The organism is Hahella sp. CR1 (assembly GCF_029813005.1).
Lineage (GTDB): Bacteria > Pseudomonadota > Gammaproteobacteria > Pseudomonadales > Oleiphilaceae > Hahella.
In genome coordinates this window covers 318,578-341,604 of sequence record NZ_JAPELK010000004.1, presented here as the reverse complement: position 1 = coordinate 341,604, position 23,027 = coordinate 318,578, and the positions used below count along the sequence as shown (strand labels likewise).

General features: G+C 56.0%; 17 protein-coding genes. 10 read left to right on the top strand and 7 right to left on the bottom strand.

The window, feature by feature from the left end:
- Positions 1-303 precede the first annotated feature (303 nt).
- Positions 304-1,050 (bottom strand): acetoacetyl-CoA reductase, encoded by a 747-nt coding sequence (gene phbB / locus ONV78_RS12165; RefSeq protein WP_279503390.1) that lies wholly within the window; start codon positions 1,048-1,050, stop codon positions 304-306.
- Positions 1,051-1,388: 338 nt separating this feature from the next.
- On the opposite strand from phbB, the gene ONV78_RS12160 reads away from it, so the two are divergent.
- Both ONV78_RS12160 and ONV78_RS12155 read left to right on the top strand, forming a co-directional pair.
- Positions 1,389-1,685, top strand: a complete 297-nt coding sequence (locus tag ONV78_RS12160; RefSeq protein ID WP_011398751.1) for a hypothetical protein — start codon at positions 1,389-1,391, stop codon at positions 1,683-1,685.
- 221 nt (positions 1,686-1,906) lie between these two features.
- Entirely contained in the window at positions 1,907-4,705 is a 2,799-nt protein-coding gene (locus tag ONV78_RS12155) for an insulinase family protein (RefSeq protein WP_279503387.1), read from the top strand.
- A gap of 107 nt (positions 4,706-4,812) precedes the next feature.
- Here ONV78_RS12155 and sbcB read toward each other — a convergent pair whose 3' ends face one another.
- A complete protein-coding gene (gene sbcB, locus ONV78_RS12150; protein WP_279503386.1) occupies positions 4,813-6,264 on the bottom strand; it encodes an exodeoxyribonuclease I in 1,452 nt (483 codons plus the stop codon).
- 173 nt (positions 6,265-6,437) lie between these two features.
- Between sbcB and ONV78_RS12145 the strand changes: the two genes are divergently transcribed.
- A complete protein-coding gene (locus ONV78_RS12145; RefSeq protein ID WP_216737305.1) occupies positions 6,438-7,052 on the top strand; it encodes a hypothetical protein in 615 nt (204 codons plus the stop codon).
- A 36-nt stretch (positions 7,053-7,088) separates the two neighbouring features.
- Here ONV78_RS12145 and ONV78_RS12140 read toward each other — a convergent pair whose 3' ends face one another.
- The 3 genes from ONV78_RS12140 to ONV78_RS12130 form a co-directional block, all read right to left on the bottom strand.
- Positions 7,089-7,706 (bottom strand): L-threonylcarbamoyladenylate synthase, encoded by a 618-nt coding sequence (locus ONV78_RS12140; protein WP_279503385.1) that lies wholly within the window; start codon positions 7,704-7,706, stop codon positions 7,089-7,091.
- Between the two features lie 8 nt (positions 7,707-7,714).
- Positions 7,715-8,038, bottom strand: a complete 324-nt coding sequence (locus ONV78_RS12135; RefSeq protein ID WP_011398756.1) for a BolA/IbaG family iron-sulfur metabolism protein — start codon at positions 8,036-8,038, stop codon at positions 7,715-7,717.
- 117 nt (positions 8,039-8,155) lie between these two features.
- Positions 8,156-10,285, bottom strand: a complete 2,130-nt coding sequence (locus ONV78_RS12130; protein WP_279503381.1) for a hypothetical protein — start codon at positions 10,283-10,285, stop codon at positions 8,156-8,158.
- Between the two features lie 607 nt (positions 10,286-10,892).
- Between ONV78_RS12130 and ONV78_RS12125 the strand changes: the two genes are divergently transcribed.
- From ONV78_RS12125 to ONV78_RS12110, 4 genes are all read left to right on the top strand, one after another.
- Positions 10,893-11,579, top strand: coding sequence for a response regulator transcription factor (locus ONV78_RS12125; protein WP_279503379.1), 687 nt, complete (start codon positions 10,893-10,895; stop codon positions 11,577-11,579).
- 61 nt (positions 11,580-11,640) lie between these two features.
- Positions 11,641-13,221, top strand: coding sequence for a FecR domain-containing protein (locus ONV78_RS12120; RefSeq protein ID WP_279503377.1), 1,581 nt, complete (start codon positions 11,641-11,643; stop codon positions 13,219-13,221).
- Between the two features lie 123 nt (positions 13,222-13,344).
- Positions 13,345-15,951 (top strand): CHASE2 domain-containing protein, encoded by a 2,607-nt coding sequence (locus tag ONV78_RS12115; protein WP_279503376.1) that lies wholly within the window; start codon positions 13,345-13,347, stop codon positions 15,949-15,951.
- A gap of 196 nt (positions 15,952-16,147) precedes the next feature.
- Positions 16,148-16,363 (top strand): hypothetical protein, encoded by a 216-nt coding sequence (locus ONV78_RS12110; RefSeq protein WP_279503375.1) that lies wholly within the window; start codon positions 16,148-16,150, stop codon positions 16,361-16,363.
- A gap of 41 nt (positions 16,364-16,404) precedes the next feature.
- On the opposite strand, the gene ONV78_RS12105 is transcribed toward ONV78_RS12110, so the two are convergent.
- Positions 16,405-17,223: a tetratricopeptide repeat protein gene (locus ONV78_RS12105; RefSeq protein ID WP_216734826.1), complete on the bottom strand. Its 819-nt coding sequence runs from the start codon at positions 17,221-17,223 to the stop codon at positions 16,405-16,407.
- A gap of 223 nt (positions 17,224-17,446) precedes the next feature.
- Between ONV78_RS12105 and ONV78_RS12100 the strand changes: the two genes are divergently transcribed.
- The 3 genes from ONV78_RS12100 (at position 17,447) to ONV78_RS12090 (ending at position 20,237) form a co-directional block, all read left to right on the top strand.
- The gene (locus ONV78_RS12100) at positions 17,447-18,469 is read left to right on the top strand and encodes a M14 family zinc carboxypeptidase (RefSeq protein ID WP_279503373.1); all 1,023 of its coding nucleotides are present in this window, start codon (positions 17,447-17,449) and stop codon (positions 18,467-18,469) included.
- A gap of 2 nt (positions 18,470-18,471) precedes the next feature.
- Positions 18,472-19,290 (top strand): alpha/beta hydrolase, encoded by an 819-nt coding sequence (locus ONV78_RS12095; protein WP_279503372.1) that lies wholly within the window; start codon positions 18,472-18,474, stop codon positions 19,288-19,290.
- Between the two features lie 122 nt (positions 19,291-19,412).
- Positions 19,413-20,237, top strand: a complete 825-nt coding sequence (locus ONV78_RS12090) for an OmpA family protein (protein WP_216734829.1) — start codon at positions 19,413-19,415, stop codon at positions 20,235-20,237.
- 53 nt (positions 20,238-20,290) lie between these two features.
- On the opposite strand, the gene ONV78_RS12085 is transcribed toward ONV78_RS12090, so the two are convergent.
- Positions 20,291-22,837 (bottom strand): EAL domain-containing protein, encoded by a 2,547-nt coding sequence (locus ONV78_RS12085; protein WP_279503368.1) that lies wholly within the window; start codon positions 22,835-22,837, stop codon positions 20,291-20,293.
- Positions 22,838-23,027 lie beyond the last annotated feature (190 nt).

Here is a 23,027-nt window from a genome sequence, read left to right as displayed (position 1 = left end):
CCTAGGCTATAAACCTTTACGAGTGTACTTATTTTTATTCCGCAACTCATTGTTTGTGTTAGAGCAATGGCTCGAAATATGGATTAGATCAAAATAACTACAATTTGATAAAGGCGACACTGACGGAAGAGACTCTTCCGATGCGCCCTAACCCGCATTGTAAGCGGGATGATGAGGCATTGCGGAGCGTAAAAACAACGGAGGCGAAATCAACGGATTTCGTGCAAGAAAATCACAAGGGATTAGAGTGTTTGACCGACAATGAGGCTCCGGCCGCCGCAGCGGCCGGTTCCATCGGAGGCGTCAGTACATATGCTGGCCGCCATTGATAGACAGGTTGGAGCCGGTGATATAACCCGCCTCTTTCGCTGTCAAAAAAGATACTGCACGGGCGATTTCTTCCGGTTCAGCGAAGCGCCCCACGGGAATCTGCGCCTTGATCTTCTCTCTGACTTCTTCCGCCACCGCCATCACCATTGCCGTGGCGACATAGCCGGGGGAGATGGTGTTCACCGTCACGCCTTTGCGCGCCACTTCCTGCGCCAGCGCTTTGGTGAAACCATGAATGCCTGCTTTGGCGGCGGAGTAATTCACTTGGCCGAACTGCCCTTTCTGGCCATTGATGGAGGAAATATTGACGATCCGGCCGTACTGCCTTTCCAGCATATCGTCGAGAAACTGCTTGGTGACATTGAAGACGCTGCTGAGGTTGGTGTCGATGACATCCTTCCACTGCTCCATCTGCATCTTTTTCATAACTGCGTCGCGGGTGATGCCGGCGTTATTCACCAGCACATCGACCACCCCGTATTTTTCACGAATATCCGCGGCGGCCGCGGCGCAACTTTCGAAACTGGAGACATCCATGAGTTCGATGGCGATATCAAACCCACGCTCCCTCTGCTCAGCCCGCCAGGCTTCCGCATGAGCGCGTCTGGCCGGCGAGCTGCAGGTGGCGATCACCCGAAAGCCGTCCTCCGCCAAACGCTGAGAGATGGCGGTCCCGATACCCCCTGTGCCGCCAGTAACCAATGCAATGTGCTGTTCCATGTCAATCTCCTTATTTCTTTCCAATGCGAGTTTCTGTCCAGTGCGAAAAGTCGCATTTTGGATACTATTTATTCTATGTGACAGCTTAAATTAGACCTTCGCCGAGGGGGCCCGTCTTGACCAACGTCAAGAGATGTCCTACTGCCTGCATTCGATTTTTCCCGTCGCAATAATGATCACTATTTTCGCGCCTCAAATAGCCCGCTAAACCGGGCAATAACGTCGTACGGGAGAGATTTCAGCAAGCGGATGAAGTCTCACATTAAGATTCCTTAAGCAGGTCGGACTCAAGAACCATTGTGATATACTCGGCCCATGTTTAACCTGATGTGGCCGCCATGACCAATAAAGACCAGAGATACATCCGCATCGCGCAAGCCTGTTTGCGCGCCATCAACGAAACCTCCACCGACAAGGACGCTCTGCAGGAAAACATCCGCAAAGTTTATGAAGCCATCGATATAGCGTTTAAAAAAGAGTTTCTGATCATTGAACAAAACGCAGGCATCGCTGAAAGCGCGCTGAAAAAAATCAGCGAACTCAGCGCCAGGGAATCCGTGAGCGAGGCCAAAACCATCGCCTCATCAGCGCTGGAAGCCCTGCAGCAAGCCAACCAACCCGCAAAACATCATTGAACCAAGTCTTGGCGGACGTGTCTCAGCTAACCGGATATTGGCTTCGCCGGCACAGCAAAAGACTGCAACGGCCCGCCAATTTATCCCGCAAAACACCTATACTCAGTAAATGGCCTTAAGTTATGCGATCAAGAACCCTTAGCGTTGCAGCCGCCGGCACTTTGATCCTGGTTTTTAGTTTTATTTCCGCTTGCAGCGTTCTCAATAAAAGTCCTAACACTATGCCCTCAGTGAACAACAACATAGCCAAAAGCCCGAATGACAAGCGACTATATCGGGCTGTCACGCTGGACAACGGTTTACAGGCGCTGTTGATATCCGACCCGGAAACCGATAAAGCCGCCGCCGCGATAGATGTGGACGTGGGCAGCGGAGCCGATCCAGTCGGTCGGGAGGGGCTGGCGCACTTCCTGGAGCACATGCTGTTTCTGGGAACGGAAAAATATCCCCAGCCTGACGAATACCAGTCTTTTATCAACCAGCATGGCGGCTCTCACAACGCCTTCACCGCTTTTGATCACACCAACTATTTCTTCGATGTGGACGCCGACGCGCTGGAGCCAGCGCTGGACCGTTTCAGCCAGCAGTTTGTCGCGCCGTTGTTTTCCGAAGCCTATGTCGAGCGTGAGAAGAATGCCGTGCATTCGGAATATACTTCGAAACTGCGGGAAGACAGTCGCCGCTTTTTCGCTGCGGTGAAACAGGCCATCAATCCGGACCACCCCATGGCCAAGTTCGCCGTCGGCAACCTGGAAACCCTGGCTGACCGTCCTGGCGAAGACGTCCGCGACGCCCTGCTCAAGTTTTACGAGCAACACTACTCCGCAGACATCATGAAGCTGACCGTCTATGGCAAAGAGCCGTTGGACACGATGGAAACCTGGGTGAAGGAAAAGTTCAGCGGCGTGAAAAAGCGCGACATTGAACACAACCAGAAACGGCCTCCGCTGTTCAAACCCGGCGCGGCGCCGACGCTGTTGTCCGTCAAACCGATCAAGGAAAAGCGCTCCTTACACCTGATGTTTGAAGCGCCGCCGATTGAGCCTTACTACCACGCCAAACCGGTGTATTACCTGACCAACCTTATCGGCCACGAAGGCGAAGGCAGTCTGCTTTCCTGGTTGAAACAGCAGAATCTGGCGGAGGGACTGTCTTCCGGTCTGTTCACCAGCGAAGAAGACAGCTCCGTGGTCAGCGTCTCCATCACGCTGACGGAGAAAGGCCAGAAGAACTGGATTAAGGTTGTCCGTGACGTATTCACTTACATCAATCTGATCAAGCAGCAGGGCATTGAGGAATGGCGCTTTCAGGAACAGGCGAAGATGCTGGACATCGCCTATCGCTTCCAGGATCAGGCCGCGCCCATTCACTATGTAAGCAGTCTGGCGGGTCGCCTGCAGGATCACTCTCCTGAGCAAGTGTTGCGCGCACCTTACGCCATGGACGACTATGACGCCAAGGTGTTGAAAGAATTCGCCGACCGCTTGAGTCCGGAAAATATGCTGGCGGTGCTGTCCGCGCCTGAAGTCGCCACCGATAAAACTGAACGCTGGTACGAAACGCCCTACAGCGTGCGCGCCTTCACCACAGAAGAAGACGCCGAGATCCGTTCACCGGATCAACAGGCCGCCATTCATCTGCCAGGCCCCAACGAATTCATACCAGACGATCTCGATTTGCTGGCCGGCCCAGACATGCCGGTTCCCGAGAAGATCTATGAGCACCCAGGATATGAAGTCTGGTTCGCCAAAGACCTGTCTTTCGACTCCCCCAAATCCAGCTTCTACTTGAGCATTCGCTCGCCGCTGGCTAACAAGAGCCCGAGAGATCAGGCGCTGACGGAGCTGTTTATCTCCCTGGCCCGTGACGAATTAAGCGAATATTCCTATCCCGCCTATCTCGCCGGGTTGGATTTCAAGCTCTACAAGCATTTGCGCGGCATAACGCTTCGCATAGACGGCTTCAGCGACAAACAGCCCGTGCTGTTAGAGCGTATTCTCACCACATTGAAGCATCCTGAGCTGCGCGAAGACCGCTTCAATCAGTTCAAGAAAGATATGTTACGCGACCTGAAAAATGCGATTCAGGACAAGCCGTTCGAGCGCCTTGCCTCAGAAGCGCGAACTTGGTTATTGCAACCTTACTGGACGGAACAGCAACAGATTGAAGCGTTGAAGAAGATCACGCTGGATGACGTACGCGCATTCGCGCCCACTGCGCTCAAGGATATCAATCTGGTCGCACTCGCCCACGGCAATATCTCGCGTGAGCAGGCGCTGCACGCCGCCAAAGTTGTGGAAACGCAACTGATGGCCGGCGCCAATATCGTCAATGTGCAGAAAAGCGCGGTGGTGGATATTCAAGGGGGCGACTGGTTTAAAGAAATCAGCACGCCACATCAGGACTCCGCCTATCTTTATTATGTTCAGGGCCCCGGAAAAACCTATGCGGACCGTGCAGCGTTCGGTTTGATCGCGCAGATCATTTCGCCGGAATACTACAACGACATCCGCACAGAAGCGCAAATGGGCTATGTGGTGTTCGCGACGCCCTATACGCTGCTGGATACGCCCGCCCTGGCCTTTATCGTGCAATCTCCGTCGCACACGCCGAAGCAAATCCACACCGCCACCGAGAACTTCATCGCTCGTTTTGCGAAAGAGTTGCGTCTGCTGCCTGAAGCGGAGTTTGAGAAACACAAAGCTGCGCTGAAGGCGCGCCTGATGGAGAAAGATCAAACCCTGGAGCAGCGTTCCGACCGGTTCTGGACGGAAATTGACGTTGGCAACGAGCAGTTTGACACCCTGAACCAGATCGCCAGCGAAGTAGACAAACTCAATCTCGACCAACTGGCGGATTACTTCGACAAGCAGTTTGTGACAGATAAGAGCGCGCTGCTGGTGGTCACCGATGGCGATAAAAGCGGTGCGCACTGGCGTCCTGGAAAAGCGGAGCCGTTGAAGGACAAAGAGAGCTGGCTCAACGCGAACAAGCTGTTTCCGCTGCGAGTCAAATACTGACAGGCGCTCCTGCGAAACCTGCTCCAATAAAAAAGACCCGCATCATGCGGGTCTTTTCCGTTACGCTGTCCATCAGCATGAGTTAGACGCTATGGCGCCGTCAGAGATCAGAAGTCCATGGGAATAATGGACTCGCCGTATAAGTGCAGATCCTGAAGAATGGATAAGTGAAACGGCGTGATATCCGGGTTAGCGGCGAGCTGCTCCAACTTTTTGAAATACGCCTGAAAGCCGATTGAGGCTCCGCTGGATTCCCCCGCCAAACGGTGATAACGATAGCGCTCCCACTTCTCCATTTCTTCTTCATTCAACGTGCCAGGAAAGTTTCTCGCCCGATAACGGAACAGCATCTCCTGCAGCCGTGGATCTTCAAAGGGCAGCTCCAGCTCCCCCAGCACTTCCGGTGACTGCTCGTGAATAAAAGTCATCAGCTCCCGGTCGTTGTTGCTGAAAAAGCCGCCGCTGTAGAGCATCAGGTCCGGATCGGTCTCGCTGTCGTCCATGGGCTCGTTGAACACTTCCGCCACCCGTTGCTGAATATTCGCTACCTGACGCAACGCCTGCAGGTGCGATCTCAACTTGTCGCCATCCAGCTGGAAACCGCGCAATCTTTCCGGGTCCATGGTTTTGAGAATTTTACTCTCCACCAGAATCGGGCATTTATTCAGATGCACGACTTTCAGCGGGATACGTTCCGCGCCTTCAGGGAGGTCTTCATTTGAAGTGAAGATACGCTCTCGAATCTTCTCTACCGGCAGGTGCGTCCAGGTGGAAGGATCAGCGCGCAGATCATAGACGATCACACCGTTAGGATTCGTTGGATGACGCGCTATCGGCGCCACCATGGCGCAACAGCCCATTGCCGCCGGGAATTTGGAGGACACATGAAACAGGGGTTTCATGCGTTCGATATCCACCAGCCCTTCCAGAACTTTCTTATTGCGATGGCCAAGCACGTAGTCATATAGCTTGGGTTGCGCCGTTTTGATCAGGCGCGCTACGGCAATGGTGGCGTACACGTCAGACATGGCGTCATGCGCCGCTTCATGCGTCACGCCATTGGCCTTGGTGAGTTCTTCCAGGCGAAAACTGGGGACGCCTTCCGCGTTCATGGGCCAGTTTATGCCCTCGGGCCGCATGGCGTAGGTAAGCCGCACCATGTCGATAACGTCCCAACGGGAATTGCCGTTTCGCCACTCCCGGCTATATGGATCGTAGAAGTTGCGATATAGCGTATTGCGGGTGACTTCATCGTCGAAGCGGATGCTGTTGTAGCCAACCACACAGGTTCCAGGGCGCGAAAACTGCTCGTGGATCAGACGGATAAACTCCGCTTCGCTCACGCCCTCGGACAGCGCCTTCTGCGGCGTGATGCCGGTAATCAGACAGGCTTCCGGTTGCGGCAATACGTCTTCCGCCGGCTTGCAATACATCACCAGCGGCTCTTCGATGGGGTTGAGATCCAAGTCCGTGCGCACGCCCGCAAACTGAGAAGGTCTGTCTCTGCGGGGATCTGCGCCCCAGGTCTCGAAATCGTACCAATAAAAGGTGTCAGCCATTTAACTACTCTGAGTCGTCAATCAGGCGCCCATGTTAGCCAATAGCGCTCCGTTCGTCATGTTGGATTCCCGGAGCAATGCTGGCACAGCATTTGAATAAGTTCTGAATATGTCAGGAATACGTGCTTTCCAATGTCGGAAACAACGCACTCAGAGATAACAAGGTAGCCGTCATGGGTTTAATTCGCACTTTATTTGAATACGGAAATCAGGCGTACGAAGGCCTGAAACAGCCCACCGCCGCCCAGCAGACAAAGGCCGACGCGGCCATGGACAATCTTCCCGAGCCAGGAACCGTCACCCTGTCGGGTCAGCAGCAGGAACAAAGCTCCCGTCCCCGGGTCATGATCAAAGAGTTTCAACAAGGCGTCGGGCAAGATACTGCCTTTGTACAGCAGACGCTCAGGCAAAAGCTTGCCGAGTATGGCGTCACCAGCGTGCGCGGACAGGTTCGCCTGGGTCGCAATGAGACCGGCGCGCTGGAAATTTCAGGCGCCATTCCGACCGAAGCCAAGCAGAAGATAGAAGCGGATATCAACCGCAACCCGGATATCAAGCAAACGTTCGTGCGTCTGAGCAATCAGAAGCCCGCACTGGACTACGTTCAGAACGTCATGCGTCTGCAGAATGCCTACGGCGGCGACAATTCGCTGTTCAGTTCGCTGCTTTCCTCCAATCCGCAGAACAATTCCCTGCAGGACATCGTGCAGCGCTTTCACAAGATGGGGTCCGCCGCAGCGGAAATGACTGCAAATTCCGGCGCCGCCTTCTCTATCTCGATCAGTTGATGCGAAGCGCCGCCGGGATTCCGGCGGCGCACTCATTCAGAAGCCGGAGATATCGCCCGCGCCTTCCCTTAGGATTACCGGCGCATCGTCGGTCAGGTCGACCACCGAAGTGGGCTCCATACCGCAGAAACCGCCGTCGATGATCAAATCCACCGCATGCTCCAGCATCTGGCGGATCTCATAAGGATCGGTCATCGGCATTTCTTCGCCAGGCATAATCAGCGTAGAACTCATCAGCGGCTCGCCCAGCTCCTCAAGCAGCGCCTGCGCAATGCGGTTATCAGGCACCCTGATGCCGATCTGCCGCCGCTTCGGATGCAGCAACCTGCGCGGCACTTCCGAGGTCGCCGGCAAAATGAAAGTATAAGCGCCGGGAGTGTGATTTTTCAGTAGGCGATAGGTGCTGTTATCCACCTTGGCGTAAGTGGAGATGTCGCTCAAATCCCGGCACACCAGGGTAAAGTTATGCTTATCGTCCAGGCGACGAATGCTCTTGATGCGGTCGGCGGCGCTTTTATCGCCGATGGCGCACCCAAGCGCATAGCCGGAATCCGTGGGGTAAACGATAACGCCGCCGTTGTGGATAATTTCCACCGCCTGACGAACCAGACGGGACTGTGGGTTATCTTGGTGAATCTGGAAAAACTGGCTCATTGACCGCCCTACTCCGTTTTAGCTTTTTTGCTGCCGCCCATACAGTTGGGCGAGTCCGGGGCCTGGCCTTTTTCCAGCCATTCCTGCGGGGTGAAGGTGTGCAACGCCAGCGCGTGAATGCCCTGTTGCATCAACTCTCCCAGCACCGCATACACCTTCTGGTGCCGTTGTACGGAACGCATGTCCGTAAACTGCGGCGTCACCAACACCACTTTGAAGTGGGTTTCTGAATTGGGAGGGACGCTGTGCATATGGCTTTCATTGATCACCTCCAGGTGCGTCGGAGTGAAAGCCTCTTTTAATTTATTCTCAACAGAGATTTGGATTTTCATATTTTATTCAGCAGATAGGATTAGACAGCAAGCCGCCGCGACGGGCCTCGCCGCGGCGTAGATAATGACTACACTATAAACCACTCCGCCGCATTCGACGAGCGGAGCGGCCAGCGCTTATCTCACTGTGACCCCCGCCACGACCGGATAGGGCTCCGCGCGATTGGCCGCGTAATCCCGCATCCATACCTTAAAGATATACTTTCCCGGCGCTACGACGCTCCCAGTGCCGGAGCGTCCATCCCAGTCAATCACAACATGAGGCTCGCCAATCAACGGCTCCCGATACAACTCCCGCACCAGAGAACCACCCCGCGCCTCATAGACGTACACCGTCGTCAAAGCGCCTTCATTGAGGTCGAACTCCAGCCGCGCCTTATCATTGGATTGATCGCCGTTGGGAGTGATCACCTCCGGCGTCACACTGATATTGGCCCATTGCGGGGCCACCGTGTCCACAATCACCCGCAATTCGCCGCCCACACTGATTCCCTGGGTGTCTGTGGCCGACAGCGCAATCACATAACGGTCATCCGCAACGGTGATTCCACTAAAATCACGGCCGTCCCACTGCTTGTCCAAGGAAACGCCGCTGCCTTGTTGGCTGAACAGCTCCACGCCATCCCGGTTTTGATAACTGAGCGTCCAATCGAGACTTTTATTGAAGCTCGCTTTTAGCGCGACGCTATCGCGTCGTCCGTCGCCGTCCGGGCCAAACTCCGCATAGTTGGACTCGTAGCTCAACAGCTGCGGGGGTTCCGAATCCGATACGGTATTCACGCTGAAATACACTTCCGCCGGCGCCGCCGCCACGCCATCCACGTCCACGCCTGTAATCAGGAAACGATAGGAGCCGTCCGGGGTTACTGCGCCATTATGGTCGAGCCCATCCCAAGTTAAATCGAAAAGTTCCCCATTACCGCGAAACACGTTCACAGGTTCATTCTCAGACGTGAGAACGGAGGCTTCCCATTGCAGCGGGGCGGTGAAATCAGCGCGCACCCTCAACGTATCGTTGGCTCCGTCCCCGTTCGGACTGAAGGGAGAGGGCTTGGCGGTGGCGTTCTTGATCGCCGCCAAGCCCTGCATCCCTCGCGCCACGATAATCTCAAAATTGCCACTGCGATTATCGTCCCAGGCGACGAATATGCCGCCGGACTCATTGACCGCCACCTTGGTCACCAGAGACCCCAGTTCGCTGGGAGAGATGTTGGCGGCCGACGAGAAGGTCAGCGCTCTGTCGGAGGAATACGCGAACATCGCTTCGTAATTGCCAGGCGTCGTATCCTGCCAAACGACATACAGCACGCCCTCCGCATCTGTGGTCAAGTCCGGACCGATCGAGGCCCCCGGGTTGCGGCTGATGTTGCCGGGCGGCGCAAAGTGCTGTCCGCCGTCTTCGGAGCGCGCCACATAGATCTCCGCCTCATCGTTGATCTGCTCGCTCCAGCCGATGTAGACATTGCTGCCCGCGTCCGCCGCCAGCGATACAGAAGACGACACCGCACTGCTAGCGGAAATGCTCACCGGCTGAGAGAAACTGCGCCCGCCGTTCCTGGAATACATGTGATAGACATTCTGCGCATTGGTCCAGGCCACGTGAATACGCCGATCTCCGCCCGCCGCCATGCGCACGCTGGAGACAAAGTTGGCTTTGATTTTGGCGACCTGTTGAAAGCTGTCGCCGCCGTCCACGCTCTGGGTCAATATCACTTCTTCCGTACCGGTGTCGGTCCAGGCCACGTAGATCACGTTCGCCGAGTCCACCAGAATATCCGCTCGCACGGACGCGCTGTCATCCCCAGACAGGCTGACAGCCGGAGTAAAGGTCTTGCCGCCGTCTTCCGAACGCACGTAAAGGATCGTAGAGGCGCCGTACAAGGTATCCTGCCACACCACATGCACGCGACCACGGGAGTCCACCGCCACATCCGGCGCGCTGGACTGCCCTGAAGGCGACGACAGCTGCTTCGCCTGCGTGTAGTTTTCGCCTTTATCACGAGAGCGCGCGAACATCACTTCCTTCACACCGGAACTGTTATCGTCCCAGGTCACAAAGAGATTATCGCCTTGAGTCACCAGACTGGGGTTAAAACTCAGACCTTCTGAGTAGGACAGATTTACAGGCGGGTAAAAATTGATCTCCGCCAGAGTTGGAAGAGCAAAGGCCGTCAACAGCGCAAAAAGGGCCACACCTAAATGAAGTTTACATCCTGTTTCTCGCTTAAAAGTCCTTATTAATTTCATTTTCCTTCTCCACAGCGATCATTGCGATCGCCGCTATTTCCTTATATTCGCCGTCCATCCCTTTATCAGGGCGTCGCGAAGGGAGCACTGCACGCTTCGCTTACCCGCATAAGATCCTGACTCCCGATCCCTGCGACCACAGCCCCTCGCATTTGGACGGTTCCATTTCCTGCTTGAACGCCTGACACCGCTCCGGCGCGGAGCGCTGCGCTCATCCCGTTGATTGGCCCACGCCTTGGCGGGAGTTTCGGGAGAGCCGCAGCGCCATCATATAACCAACCCCGCCGCCAGGACCATGGCTAAGTCCAACAGATGTTTGCGAACACGCATTATCGAAGTGAAATTTGAGCCGCCAGAATGCGTTGAAAGGCCCCGTGCGATGCAAAAAGTAGCTTGTTGTTACATTTTTAAATTGCTCACAAAAATCATTTAAGTTGAAGTAGACCTTGCCCTAGTCCGGCTTTTCGCAAGGTTTGCTGTCTGTCGAAAAAGTCGCTGAATCAGGTGCGGTTCAACCCCGTCCGCACATTTTTCGGCAAAAGTTAGCGAGATTGGCGGTTTACTGCCAAACTTAGATATACATCAAACAGTTAGACGAACGCAGACTATGAAAATCGGACTTCTAGAAGACGACCAGAATCTGGCGGACCAGCTATTGCTAAATCTGCGGAACTCAGATTTTCAATGCCGCCACTACAATACGGGGAAAGATTTTTTATTCGCCGTCACCCATGACAGCTTCGATTTGCTCATCATGGACTGGCAACTGCCGGATATGGACGGCATCGATATCCTCCGCAAGGTGCGGCAGCAGCAGGAATGGCCGATACCGGTGCTGTTCCTGACTCAGCGCGAAGCGGAAGAAGACATTATTGAGGCGCTGGAGGCCGGCGCCGACGATTACATGGTGAAGCCGGCGCGGCCCGGCGAACTCATCGCCCGGCTAAAAGCGCTGAGTCGGAGAAACCGCACGGAGGAGACGGATGCCGAAGAAGCCAGCTATGGCGCTTTCAGCATCAACCACAAGAAACGGACCATTCAACTGAACGGCGAGCCGCTGACGTTGACGGACAAAGACTTCGACCTGACGACGTTTCTGTTCGAAAACAAAGGCCGCCTGCTGTCGCGCAAGTACCTGCTGGAACGGGTCTGGGGCGTCAGCAGCGACATCAATACCCGCACCGTGGACACTCACATGAGCCGTCTGCGGCGAAAACTGGGAATCAAACCGGAAAACGGATTTCGCATTAAGACCATCTACCAGCACGGTTATCGGCTGGAAGAAGTGGAATAGGCCAGCATTGTCCGGGTATTGCGGCCAACGATTGACGACACTGTGAATATTGGGAGTCTGATTGAAACAGAGCAAACGCCACCTGTTGTGGTTCTGGTTCCTGTGTTGGTTCTCCTGCGCCGGGTTCGCCCAAGAACCCGACAAGATGGAGTGGACCTACACCACCCGGCCCAACGACAGCCTGCAAAGCATCGGTGAGCGCTTCCTGGCGCCCAATCGCGGCTGGGACGCGCTCATGCGCTATAACAGCCTCAACGACGCCTGGTCGCTGACGCCTGGCACGCAGTTAAGAATTCCTGTCGCCTGGCTGCGCCACTATCCACAATCCGCCTCTTTCCTCAATCTGCGCGGCAAAGTGTGGCTGCGTAAAGCGCATTCCTCTCATTACGTACTGGCGACGCAGGAAGCCAAACTCGAAATCGGCGATGAGATCAAAACCGATGAGGGCTCCGCGCTGGTTGGATTCGCAGATGGCAGCGAATTGACAGTCTCCCGTCAATCCATCGTGATCTTCAATACACTGACCCACTACGGCGATACCGGCATGGTGGATACGCGGTTGCGTCTGCTGCGCGGCAAAATGCAGCAGAAGGTGACGCCGCGCAGAGGCCCCGCTTCACGTTACGAAGTCTCCACGCCCTCCGCCGTGGCGGCGGTGCGCGGTACGGCTTTCCGACTGCGGGCGACCGCCGACGTCACCGTGGCGGAAGTTACCGAGGGCGTGGTTGAAGTCTCCAACGCCACCGCCTCCCGCAAACTCTATAAAGGCCAGGGCGCCACGGTTGGCTCCGGTTCCGTATTTTCTGAAATTCAATTGCCGGAAGCGCCGGAGGTCTCCGCCTCGGCAGTGTATAACGCCGCTCCGGTGACTTTGAGCTGGGCCCCGGTGACCAATGCGACGGCGTACGTGATCGAAGTATTTAAAGGCGATGGGAAGGAGCTGCCGGTTTTTTCCCAGCAGATTGACGCCCCGCTGGTTGAGTTGCCTGACCTGGGTAACGGCGACTACCGTTTACTGCTACGGGCGGTGGACCTGGGAGGATTGGAGGGCGTGGATACGGAAGTGCGCTTCAGGGTGGAGCAAAAGGCGGAGCCGGCGCAGCTGATTACCCCGCTGACGGGGGCGTTGCTGCGAGAGCCCCGCCCCGTCTTCCGCTGGCGACTGGACACGCCAACCCAGATGTCCAGCCTTGAAATCTCCGCCGATCCCCAGTTCTCCGCCCTCTACACCCGCACCCCCTTCTCTTCCATTTCCAGCGCCCAAGCCGAACGCGACCTGAATGCAGGCGAATATTTCTGGCGTATCGCCACATTGGCTGGCGGCGACGATTTTTCCTATAGCGAGCCGCGGAGATTCACCATTCTGGGAAAGCTTGACGACACCCACGTCATTGCGGTGAATTATTTTGACGAAAAAGCGAAAGTGTTCTGGAAAAGCGTGGCCAATGCAGACCGGTATATACTTCAGTTGGCGGAAGACGAATTTTTCAGCCGGGTCATTGAAGAGCAGCAAGTGGAGAAAACCTCCGCCAATCTCCGTTTGACTCCGGAAAAGACATATTGGATTCGCATCAGACCTGTTGCAGGGCCACTCTATTCGTCGAACTTCGGCGCGATCCAGGCGGTCAGAATAGAGCCGTAGACTCCGCCAGACCCGTTATTCCCATAAGGCGTATCGGGCGCAAGCAACGTCAGGGCTAGTTCACTCACAGCAGTATTTCACTAACAACACTGTTTCGCTCACAACAAAAAGGGCCTTTATGGGATGATCCCAGGCAAACCTGATGCGCAGCCCAACCCGCCGCCCCAGCGGGACAACGCTTCCCAAGTCCGCCATAGCCGCGGCTTCCCCGTCACCGAGCGCTATCTATTCGCCGCCATTCTGGTGGGACTCTGCTTCCTGTTGATATCCAGCGGCTGGATGCAGCGACTGGATTACCTGTTTTATGATTTCTGCCTCAAGGTGCGCCCAGTCAGCACCAGCACGACCAGCGTCATCGTCGCCATCGATGAGAAGAGCCTGTTGGAATACGGCCGCTGGCCTTGGTCGCGGGATCGCCACGCCGCCCTGATCAAACGCCTGCGCAATTCCGGCGCCCGCGCCGTGGCCTTCGACCTGCTGCTGTCAGAACGCAGTTCTCCAGAGGCTGATAAGGACTTCGCTCAAGCCATGGCGGAATCCGGCAAGGTGTTTCTGCCTCTGCATATCGATCATGTCGGCAATACCGGCCACCTCACCGAGATTCTGCCCATCGCGCAGTTCATCGACACCGCAGAAGGCCTGGGACACGCCCAGATGGAACTGGACGCTGACGGCATCGCGCGGGGGTTATATCTGTATCAGGGCCTGGGAGACAGTCATTGGCCGAGTCTGGCGCTCTCGGTATATCAGAACCTGTATCCCGACGAACACCAGAAGAAAGAGGAGCTGGATAACGGCGGCGCCTTCAATGTCCGCGAGCAGTATCGCCTGATCCCCTTCATCGGGCCGCCGGGCAGCTTCCCCACGCTGTCTTACAGCGAGGTTATGCATGGCGAGCTTCCTCCTGACTATTTCCAGAACCGGGTCGTATTTGTCGGCGCCACCGCCGCCGGTCTGGGAGACTTCCTGCCGACGCCGGTATCCGGCGCCTCCACCAGCATGGCGGGGGTGGAAGTGCACGCCAACGTATTCGAGGGACTGGTGCGCAAAAATATGCACCGCCTGATTTCTCCCACCTGGCAATATCTGCTGTCACTCAGTCTGGTGCTGATCGCCGCTCTGGTGTATCCGCGGGTGTCGCCAGAGAAAAATCTGCCATTGACCCTCGCCTTGGCGCTGTCAGTGCTGGTGTTCAGTTATTTGCTGCTGAGGGTGGACCACCAATGGTATCCGCCGGCGGCGGTCGTGCTCTCCCTGATATTCGCCTACCCTTTCTGGAGCTGGCGACGCCTGAGTCGCCTCAACCAGTTTCTGAATCAGGAGTTGAAGCGACTGGAGGAGGAGCCGCGCCTGCAACAGGGCGGCATCTATGACTCACCCCAACAGTGGGCGCAACAAGTCACCCGCCTGCTTAAACCTGCACTGTGGGAGTTTCGTGAAATCGCCCCAGGAGGACAGAAGCGTATCGATTTGAACGCCGATGCGGGCATGATGGAGATCCTTCTGCCTGTATCCGACGCGGTCGGCAAAATGGCGTTATACATGCGCTTCGAAGATCATCCTGACCAGCTCCAGCAGACCGCCGACTACCTGCAGCGCCTGTATCCCCGGCTGATGCAGAAAACCACTCTCCGTCAGCCTTCCAGCGAACTTATTGACCGCCGTATCTCCCAGGTGCGCTTCGCTATCGCCGCTATCCGCGACATGCGCAAGTTTGTATCCGAAACCATCGCCAACATGCCCGACGGCGTGCTGGTGGGCGATGAGGTCGGCCGTATTCTGTATCTGAACGAACACGCCAGCCGCTGGCTAAGCGCTAACGCGACCGCCAACGCCTATATCGCCGAATGCATGCCTATCGCCAATAAGTTCACGCCGGCGTTGTGGGATTCCGTAGTGCGCAAAGTGCTGGTGGCGGGCGAAGCGCAGTCCATGGAATTACACACCCGCAACACCGCGGTCCTGATCTCCCTGGCGCCTATGCGCTTCACCCATTTGAACGCCAACGGCATTATCGTCAACTTCTCCGATATCACACCGATACACGAAGCCCAGCAAAAACGTCTGGAGACCATTCACTTCATTTCTCACGACCTGCGCGCGCCGCTGGCCTCGCAGTTAGCATTGCTGGACACCCTCAGCGCGGCGCTGCCCGACGCCAAACTGGCGTCCAAGATCGACGCCGCCCGAGAACTGACGCAAAAGAGCCTGGGCATGGCGGAAGCCTTCCTGCAACTGGCGCGGGTGGAAGCGGCGGACCACATTCACTTTTACGACTGCGAGCTGTTGGATATCGTGGATAACGCGGTGGACTCCATCTCCCCCAGCGCCCTCACCCGGGGCATTGCGGTGCAGGTGTACTGCGAAGAGGATTCATTGCCCATCAAAGCCAATGCGGACCTGTTGGAGCGAGCCTTGGTCAACCTCTTACATAACGCAGTCAAATTCACGCCGCAGAATCACAGCATCGAGTTGAAGCTGGAAAAAGCCGACGCCAGTACCCTGATTCACTTACGCGATCAGGGACCGGGCATCGCCGCCTCAGAAATCCCCTACCTGTTCGAACGTTTTCGCCGCACCCATGCCTCAGAGCAGCAGGGCGTACAAGGCAGCGGCCTGGGCTTGCGCTTCGTCAAACTGGTTATCGACCGCCACGGCGGCGCGATCCAAGTAAACAGCGCACTGGGTGAAGGGACGGAATTCGTGATCGAGTTGCCTGACGCGGAGTGACGTCAGCGTACATTTGACAGTGTTTCACAGGAGCCCGCTTTCGCATTGGGCGTTTTAGGAGATACTTGAGGTAACTCTCCTGTAAACAGCGCTTAGATACATAAAGTGTCAGCGCCAGAAAGCCCTTTTTATGATTCGATTTTCATTTTGCAAAGCGGCCCTGATCGGTCTGTGCTTCATACTGACGAGCGCCATCGTGTCCAAATTGCAAGGAACGCCGCCGACCAAGGAAAAGAGATACGATTTCAGCCTGCCTCAGGCGAACCTGGAAAAAGCGACGCCGGTCAGCGCCGTCTCTTCGGTATGCGCGTATTCTGAAACCTGTAGTGAAGAAGTGAAGTGGTCGCGCGCGCCGATGGTCGCCCAATCAACGCCCGTCCAACCCATCAAAGCCAACAACCCAGTCCGTTAGAAATGCGGCGCGGCGTCTGTTAACCCCGCACCGCGCCATTATCAGCTTTGCAGCAGTTTTATCAGTTCCGTCATAGCGCGACTCAACTCATCCACCGCACTTTTGTTTTCCGTGATCATCAGCCATTTTTCATCCTGATTTTCAGGATTCCACAGCCAACAGGCGCGCTGATTCAAATCGCAGCCGGTGCGCACATAGGGATCGACGCCAAACACCTTAAAGCGGGAGACATTGTGGCTGACGTTCGCGCTCAGGTAATTGGTTTCCTGCAGGACGATTTCGTTCCGTGAGTTAACGCTGACGCGGTAAACGATGCCTTCTTCTTCATTCAGCTTGCGTATGCGGGAGGGGATGTAGACATTGGCGGCCAACAGGCTGTTGATGTGTTGCACCAACGCGCTCTGATCCGATCCCGCCAGGTATAGTCCTCGCAGCTTCTGCAGGTATTCGCCGCTGCCGTTCTCCACCACTTTGCTCCAATCGATGGAGGTGGACTCCGCCGTCTGCTTGGGCGGCTTGAGCTGGTCATCCAGACGCGTGATGGAGCGCAGGCTCTCCTCGTAGTACTCGCCTTCACTGCCAGCGAGATTGACGTAACGAACAAAGGCTTCCCGCGCTTTCTCGTACTCGCCCGATTTCATCGCCACCCGTCCCCGGTAGAAATAGTATTGGACCGTTGGCGTAATGTTGAGCTCGGCAACTTTATCCAGCGCCTCCTGCGCCTGGGCGAACCTTTCCGCTTCGATGCTCTCTTCGGCGACAAATAACAATCTGCGCATTTCATGCTCCGGCGCCAGGGAGTCCGCGTTAGCCTGACAGGCGAAGCTGAGCGCTAAAATCAATAACGTCCGACGAAACATTCTATACACCTCATACACACTTACTACCGAATTATAAGCATAGTTACAGATCGGCGGCTAAGGTTTAACGCAATTTTCATTCTATCGGACGATTACGTCACAGTACTTTCATGATTACAGCATAGGCTCTACCCTTTATTGAAAGGATGCGACGCCGCTCTCCACCTGACGACAGCGTTGCGACGCTCGGCGGACGTCTGACTGAATGGGACCCCTCAGCTTTATGTATCCGAAAATTCATTTTCCGGTTAATGAACTGAATAAAATCCAGCAGTTAATTGAACTCGGCGGCGGCAATGTCCAGCACGAAATTCTGGATACCGTTGAATTCCGCGGCTACCGACTGCCGCTGTACCTGATCAAAGTCGGCTCCGCTGGCCCCGACAAGCCAGCACTGGCTCTCACTGGCGGCGTGCACGGTCTGGAAAAAATAGGCACGCAGGTTATCCTGGCCTTCATGGAGTCCCTGTTGAAGCAGTTGATCTGGGATGAGGGACTGAAGGAAGAGCTGAACCACCTGCAACTTTATTTTCTTCCCGCCCTTAACCCTGCCGGCATGATGCGCAAGACCCGCGCCAACGGCAATGGCATAGACCTGATGCGTAACGCCCCAGTGGACGCCGAAGCCCGCGTCCCGCCCCTGCTGGGCGGCCACCGCCTGACCACTCGCATTCCCTGGTATCGCGGTCAGAAGGGACAGCCAATGCAAAAAGAGGCAGTGGCTCTCTGTGATTTTATTCGGGAACGCCTGTTTCCGGCGCCGTTCAGCATGGCGCTGGACTGTCACTCCGGCTTCGGTTTCAACGATCAGATCTGGTTTCCTTACGCCTACAGTAAAGAGCCAATTTATCACCTGCCGGAGATCTTCGCGCTGCGCAACCTGCTGTTCGAAACCTATCCCAACCATGTCTACACCTTCGAACCGCAGTCCCGGGTCTACACCTCCCATGGCGATTTATGGGACTACCTGTACATGGAGGCGAAAGCCGCCAACCGCCTGTTCCTGCCTATCACCATGGAAATGGGCTCCTGGCTCTGGATCAAAAAGAATCCGCGCCAGCTTATCCAGTTACTGGGCTTCTTCCATCCCGTGCTTCCCCATCGATTGCGCCGCGTTCTGCGCCGCCACCTTATCTTCATCGACTTTCTGAAAAACGCCGTGCGTTCTTACGGCAACTGGCTGCCGGACAAACGCCAGCGCAAGCACTATGAACTGGCGGCGTTATCACTGTGGTATGAGTCCTGATTATGAACCAGGCCCATGAGTTTCCAGCGCGGGATCAATATGATTTGATCCTGCTGCGGGGATGGATGCGGGACGGGCGCCACTGGGAAGGCTTCGACGCCCAATTGCAGGAGGCCCTGGACGCAAAGGGGCTGGACGTTCGCGTACACACCCTGGATATCCCCGGCAACGGCGTTCGCAACCAGGAAACCACCCCCGCCACTATCGCCAGTATGATCTCCGGACTGCGAGAACACTGGCAAACGCAGCGCCCTCTGGTGCTGGTGGGTTTATCCATGGGCGGCATGTTAGCCACGCAATGGACCTATGATCATCCTGAAGACGTCGCGGGACTAGCGCTGATCAACGCCAGCATGCGTCCCTATGGCGCGCCCTGGAGTCGCCTGCGGCTGCGTGTATGGCCCAAGGTGCTGAAAGGCGTCGGCGTCACCACCGCCCGTCGGGAAAAGCTTATTATGCAGCTCACATTGTCTCATTTATTGCGCACCCGTGAGCGCCTGCGTCTCTGGACCGGTTGGAGCCGTGAGCGCCCGGTGCGCACGGTTAATGCTCTGCGTCAGCTGGCGGCGGCGGCGCGTTTTAGTTGCCCGTTTGATTTCGCGCCGAACCGGCCCTGCCTGATTTTGTGCAGTCTTGGCGACAAACTGGTGGACCCGGAATGCTCTATCGCCATGGCGCAGGCCTGGCAAACCCGTTGCGTCACGCATCCTACAGCCGGGCACGATCTGCCGGTGGAAGACCCGCACTGGTTGCGGCTGCAATTGCTCAATTGGCTCATACCGCTATGCGCACAGGCGGAGGCTAAGCGCCTTCTCACCTGATCAGGGCCTCCGCCACATTTGGCCATGATTCGTCAGCGCATTGCCCCGGGAGCCCCCATCGTCGCGCCTGATTTCGTTGTTGTAATGACAATCACAAGGCAACAACAGAACAGGACAGAGACATGAAACACCCCGTACTGAACCCAAATAAATTCACCCGCATCAGCGCCACTCTGTTTTCCGTGGCCATGATCGCAGCGTGCAGCTCGCAAAATCTAACGCCGGAGTCTTCACCTTCCGAAGACTTTGCTGTAAAGTCAGCGGCCCATAACGTGGAAGTCGCCGACAATAATAGGGATGTGTCAACTTCGGAAGCCGATGAGCTGTATAGCTACGGTTTATCCCAGGCCGATGACAACCCAGAAATAACGACATCGAACGCCGCTGAAACAATAAACGCTGCAGGAACAACTTCTGACAGCACAACAACCGAAGTAACAAGCGCCTCGACCACGGAGGGAAATGATATGACTGTTCTAGTACTTGACGACGCAACAGCCGCAGCCCTGGAAAAAGAGTATGGCGGCGCGAACCAGTTCGCAGGCGTCGAACCACCTCAACCCCGCGTTATCTTCTACCCATTGGAGAAATCCAATCTGAACCAGGAAGATATGTCGGCGCTGAAACAGCATGCGGATTTTCTTAGCGTGCACCCTAACTACCAAATCCAAATACACGGACATACTGACGCATCCGGCCAGGCCTCTTACAACGAGCGACTGTCTGCAGAGCGTGCGCAGCGTGTAGCGGATTACCTGTTGAACAACGGCGCTCGCCCCGAGCAGGTGGAAGTTTTCGGCTGGGGAAGCCGCGAGCCGTTGCTGACCTCCTCTCACCATGAGAAGAACCGTCGCGTCGAGTTGATTTACCTGAACGATCAGGTGGCGGTGTACGGCGCGCCCCAGATCATGGAGCATAACTCTGCGGAAGTCAGCGAAACATTCTAAGTGCTGATTGACGGAAACTGGCGGCCATCATTGGCCGCCAAGATCCACGCCCTTCACTTCTCCTCGCTTTTTGTGACCGGCCCCATGGGTTGAGGTCGGTCATAGAAAAAGCCCTGCAAGACCGGAATCCCCAACTTCACCATGCGGCAGGCGATATCCCGGCTTTCCACACACTCTGCAATACAATGCATGCTGCGTAAGCGGGCGATTTTAACCAGAGATTCAATCACGATTTCCGCAGACGGATCTTCCAGCACCCGACGTACGAAACCACCGTCCAGCTTGACGTAATTCACCGGTAATTCGCTCAGATAACCATAGCTGGCGGAACCACTGCCAAAATCATCCAAGGCGAAACGATATCCCTTCTGCGCCATGCTGCGGATAATCTCCCGCGTCTGGGCGATATCAGCGAGCGCCACACTCTCCGTTACTTCAAAGCAGACACGGGAGCGATCAATGCGATACTTCTCCGCCCAGCCTTCCACCTCTTTGAAGAAGCCATGATCGTTAAATGTGGCGCCACTTAAATTAACGTTATAGATAAACTCCAATCCCACGCTACTGGACATGCGCCGGAACAGGGTTTCCGTCACCCAGCGGTCGATGATGGGCATAAATCCAAAACGCTCCGCCACAGGAATGAAGCTGCCAGGACTGACCATCTCATCCTGTCGCCGCAGGCGAATCAGCACTTCACATCCCGGCATGTCCACCGCATCGCCGTTTTCATCCACACAGAAAATGCCCTGCTGGTACAGCTCGAACTGTCCCATCTGGATAGCGTTTTTCAACTGCGACAACCACTCCAGTTCGCCGTGATAACGCATCATGACGGTATCGCCGGCATGGTAGACTCTGACTCGGTCGCGCCCGCTTTCCTTGGCCTGATAACAGGCGATATCGGCGCGGGACAGCACCGCCTGACGGCTATTGTCCTGGTCCGTGATAAAGGTGACGCCAATGCTGGCGCCCACGGAAAACACCAGATCCTCGTAGGCCAACTGACAGTGTGAAATGGTCTGTCGCACCTGCTCCGCCACCGCCAGCGTTTGCGCTTCGGTGACGCCCTCAATCACCAGCGCGAATTCATCGCCACTGATGCGCGCCAGCATGCCGCGCTCCGGCGTATTCTTGCGCAACAGGGACGACAGTTTTTTCAGCAACAGATCGCCCACCTCATGGCCGCAGGTGTCATTAATCAGTTTGAATTGGTCCAGATCGATATAGAGCAGGCCCGACACCAGATGGTTGGTGTTCTCGCTTAACAGCCGGTGCAGATAATTGTCCAAAGCGCGGCGGTTGGGTAGATCGGTCAGCGGATCATGCAGCGCCTGATGCTCCAATTGCCGACGCAACCGCACTTCATCGCTGATATCCCGCAACACGATCACCGCGCCGTTACTGAGTCGGTCGCCCCGTCCTCCACCGCCGACGACCCGGCGAATGCGGGTTTCCAGGGTTCGGGAACCATCTTCAGCGGACTCAAAGGCATAACTCTCTATCTGCGCATCGCGTTGCGTCTGCGCCAGGAAAAACTCCACCGGATTTGCAGGATGCCCAGGCGCTTTCAACGTTTTGAGAGGACAGATCACCACAAAGGGCTTCTCCATGGCCGCGCGTTCGCTCCATCCAGTCAGCTGCTCCGCCATGGGATTCATAAACACTACATGGGCGCGTTCATCGACTTTGATCACGCCGTCACTGATCGACATCAGCGTGGTCCGCAGCCGGTTGCGTTCGGTGGCCAGCATGCTGCGGATGGTGCGATTGGTTTCAAAGTTGGCGGTCACCACATAAGCCAGCAAGGTGCAGGTTCCAACGAACGCCATTTTCACACTGATCATAAAGTCGCTGGAGACGCCTTGCGCACCCTCGCCCAACACCAGCGCCGCCAGCGCGACCAGACTCAGGCTGGCGCCCTGCTTACCCAAGGTGATGGAGGTATAGACGACATAAGGCAGCAACAGAAAAAACAGGGTCCACGCCTTGTCGGGAGTAATCACAAAGGCGGCGGTGAAGAACATGGCCACCCAGGAAGTCTGAGTCAGCCAGCGCAACACCAGACGATAGCCGGACGGCGGCTCTATCCACCAGAATCGAATCAGCGGAGTGACAATCATGATGCCGATGGAGTCGCCCAGCCACCAGGTCATCCAGGTAGCTCCGGCCTGTCCCGGAGTGATCAGTCCACTGGAGAGTTGTCCCGCCACGCCTAATCCCGCGCCGAACAGCGGCGCCAGCAAGGCGGCCAGGCCGATGAAGCGCAGGCTGTCGCCGACGCTGCTGAGATAAGGGGTAATGCCAAAGTAACGGATCATCAGCATCGCGCAGGCGACTTCGCTGAGCTGGCCAATGCCGCCGATAACGCCGTTGAGAATCGACTGATGCAAGGTCATCGCCGACAGCAATTCGCCCACGATGATGACCGGCGCCCAACGCCAGCCGCTGAACCAGATCATGGCCAGCGCCAGCCCTGAGGGCGGCCACAATGGCGTCACGCCGCCGTAATACACATCCAGCAGCAACCCCAGGCGACCACCCAGGTAATACAGCGCAAGCAACAGGACGAAGTTGATGGAGTAGCGAATTAGCTGCATGAGCCGTTGATTTCTTTCCCCGGGAAAATCATGCGTTATAAAAACTATATGTCATACAGCCAACTTTTCTAACTTTACGCTCCCTGTTTCTGCAGTCTGCGAAAAATCATTGCAAGCTCAGCCGCAACAGGCCGTAGATTTACATAGCGGCAAGCGCCGCTCAATAGGCCATTTTGTGGTGGCGGGAAGG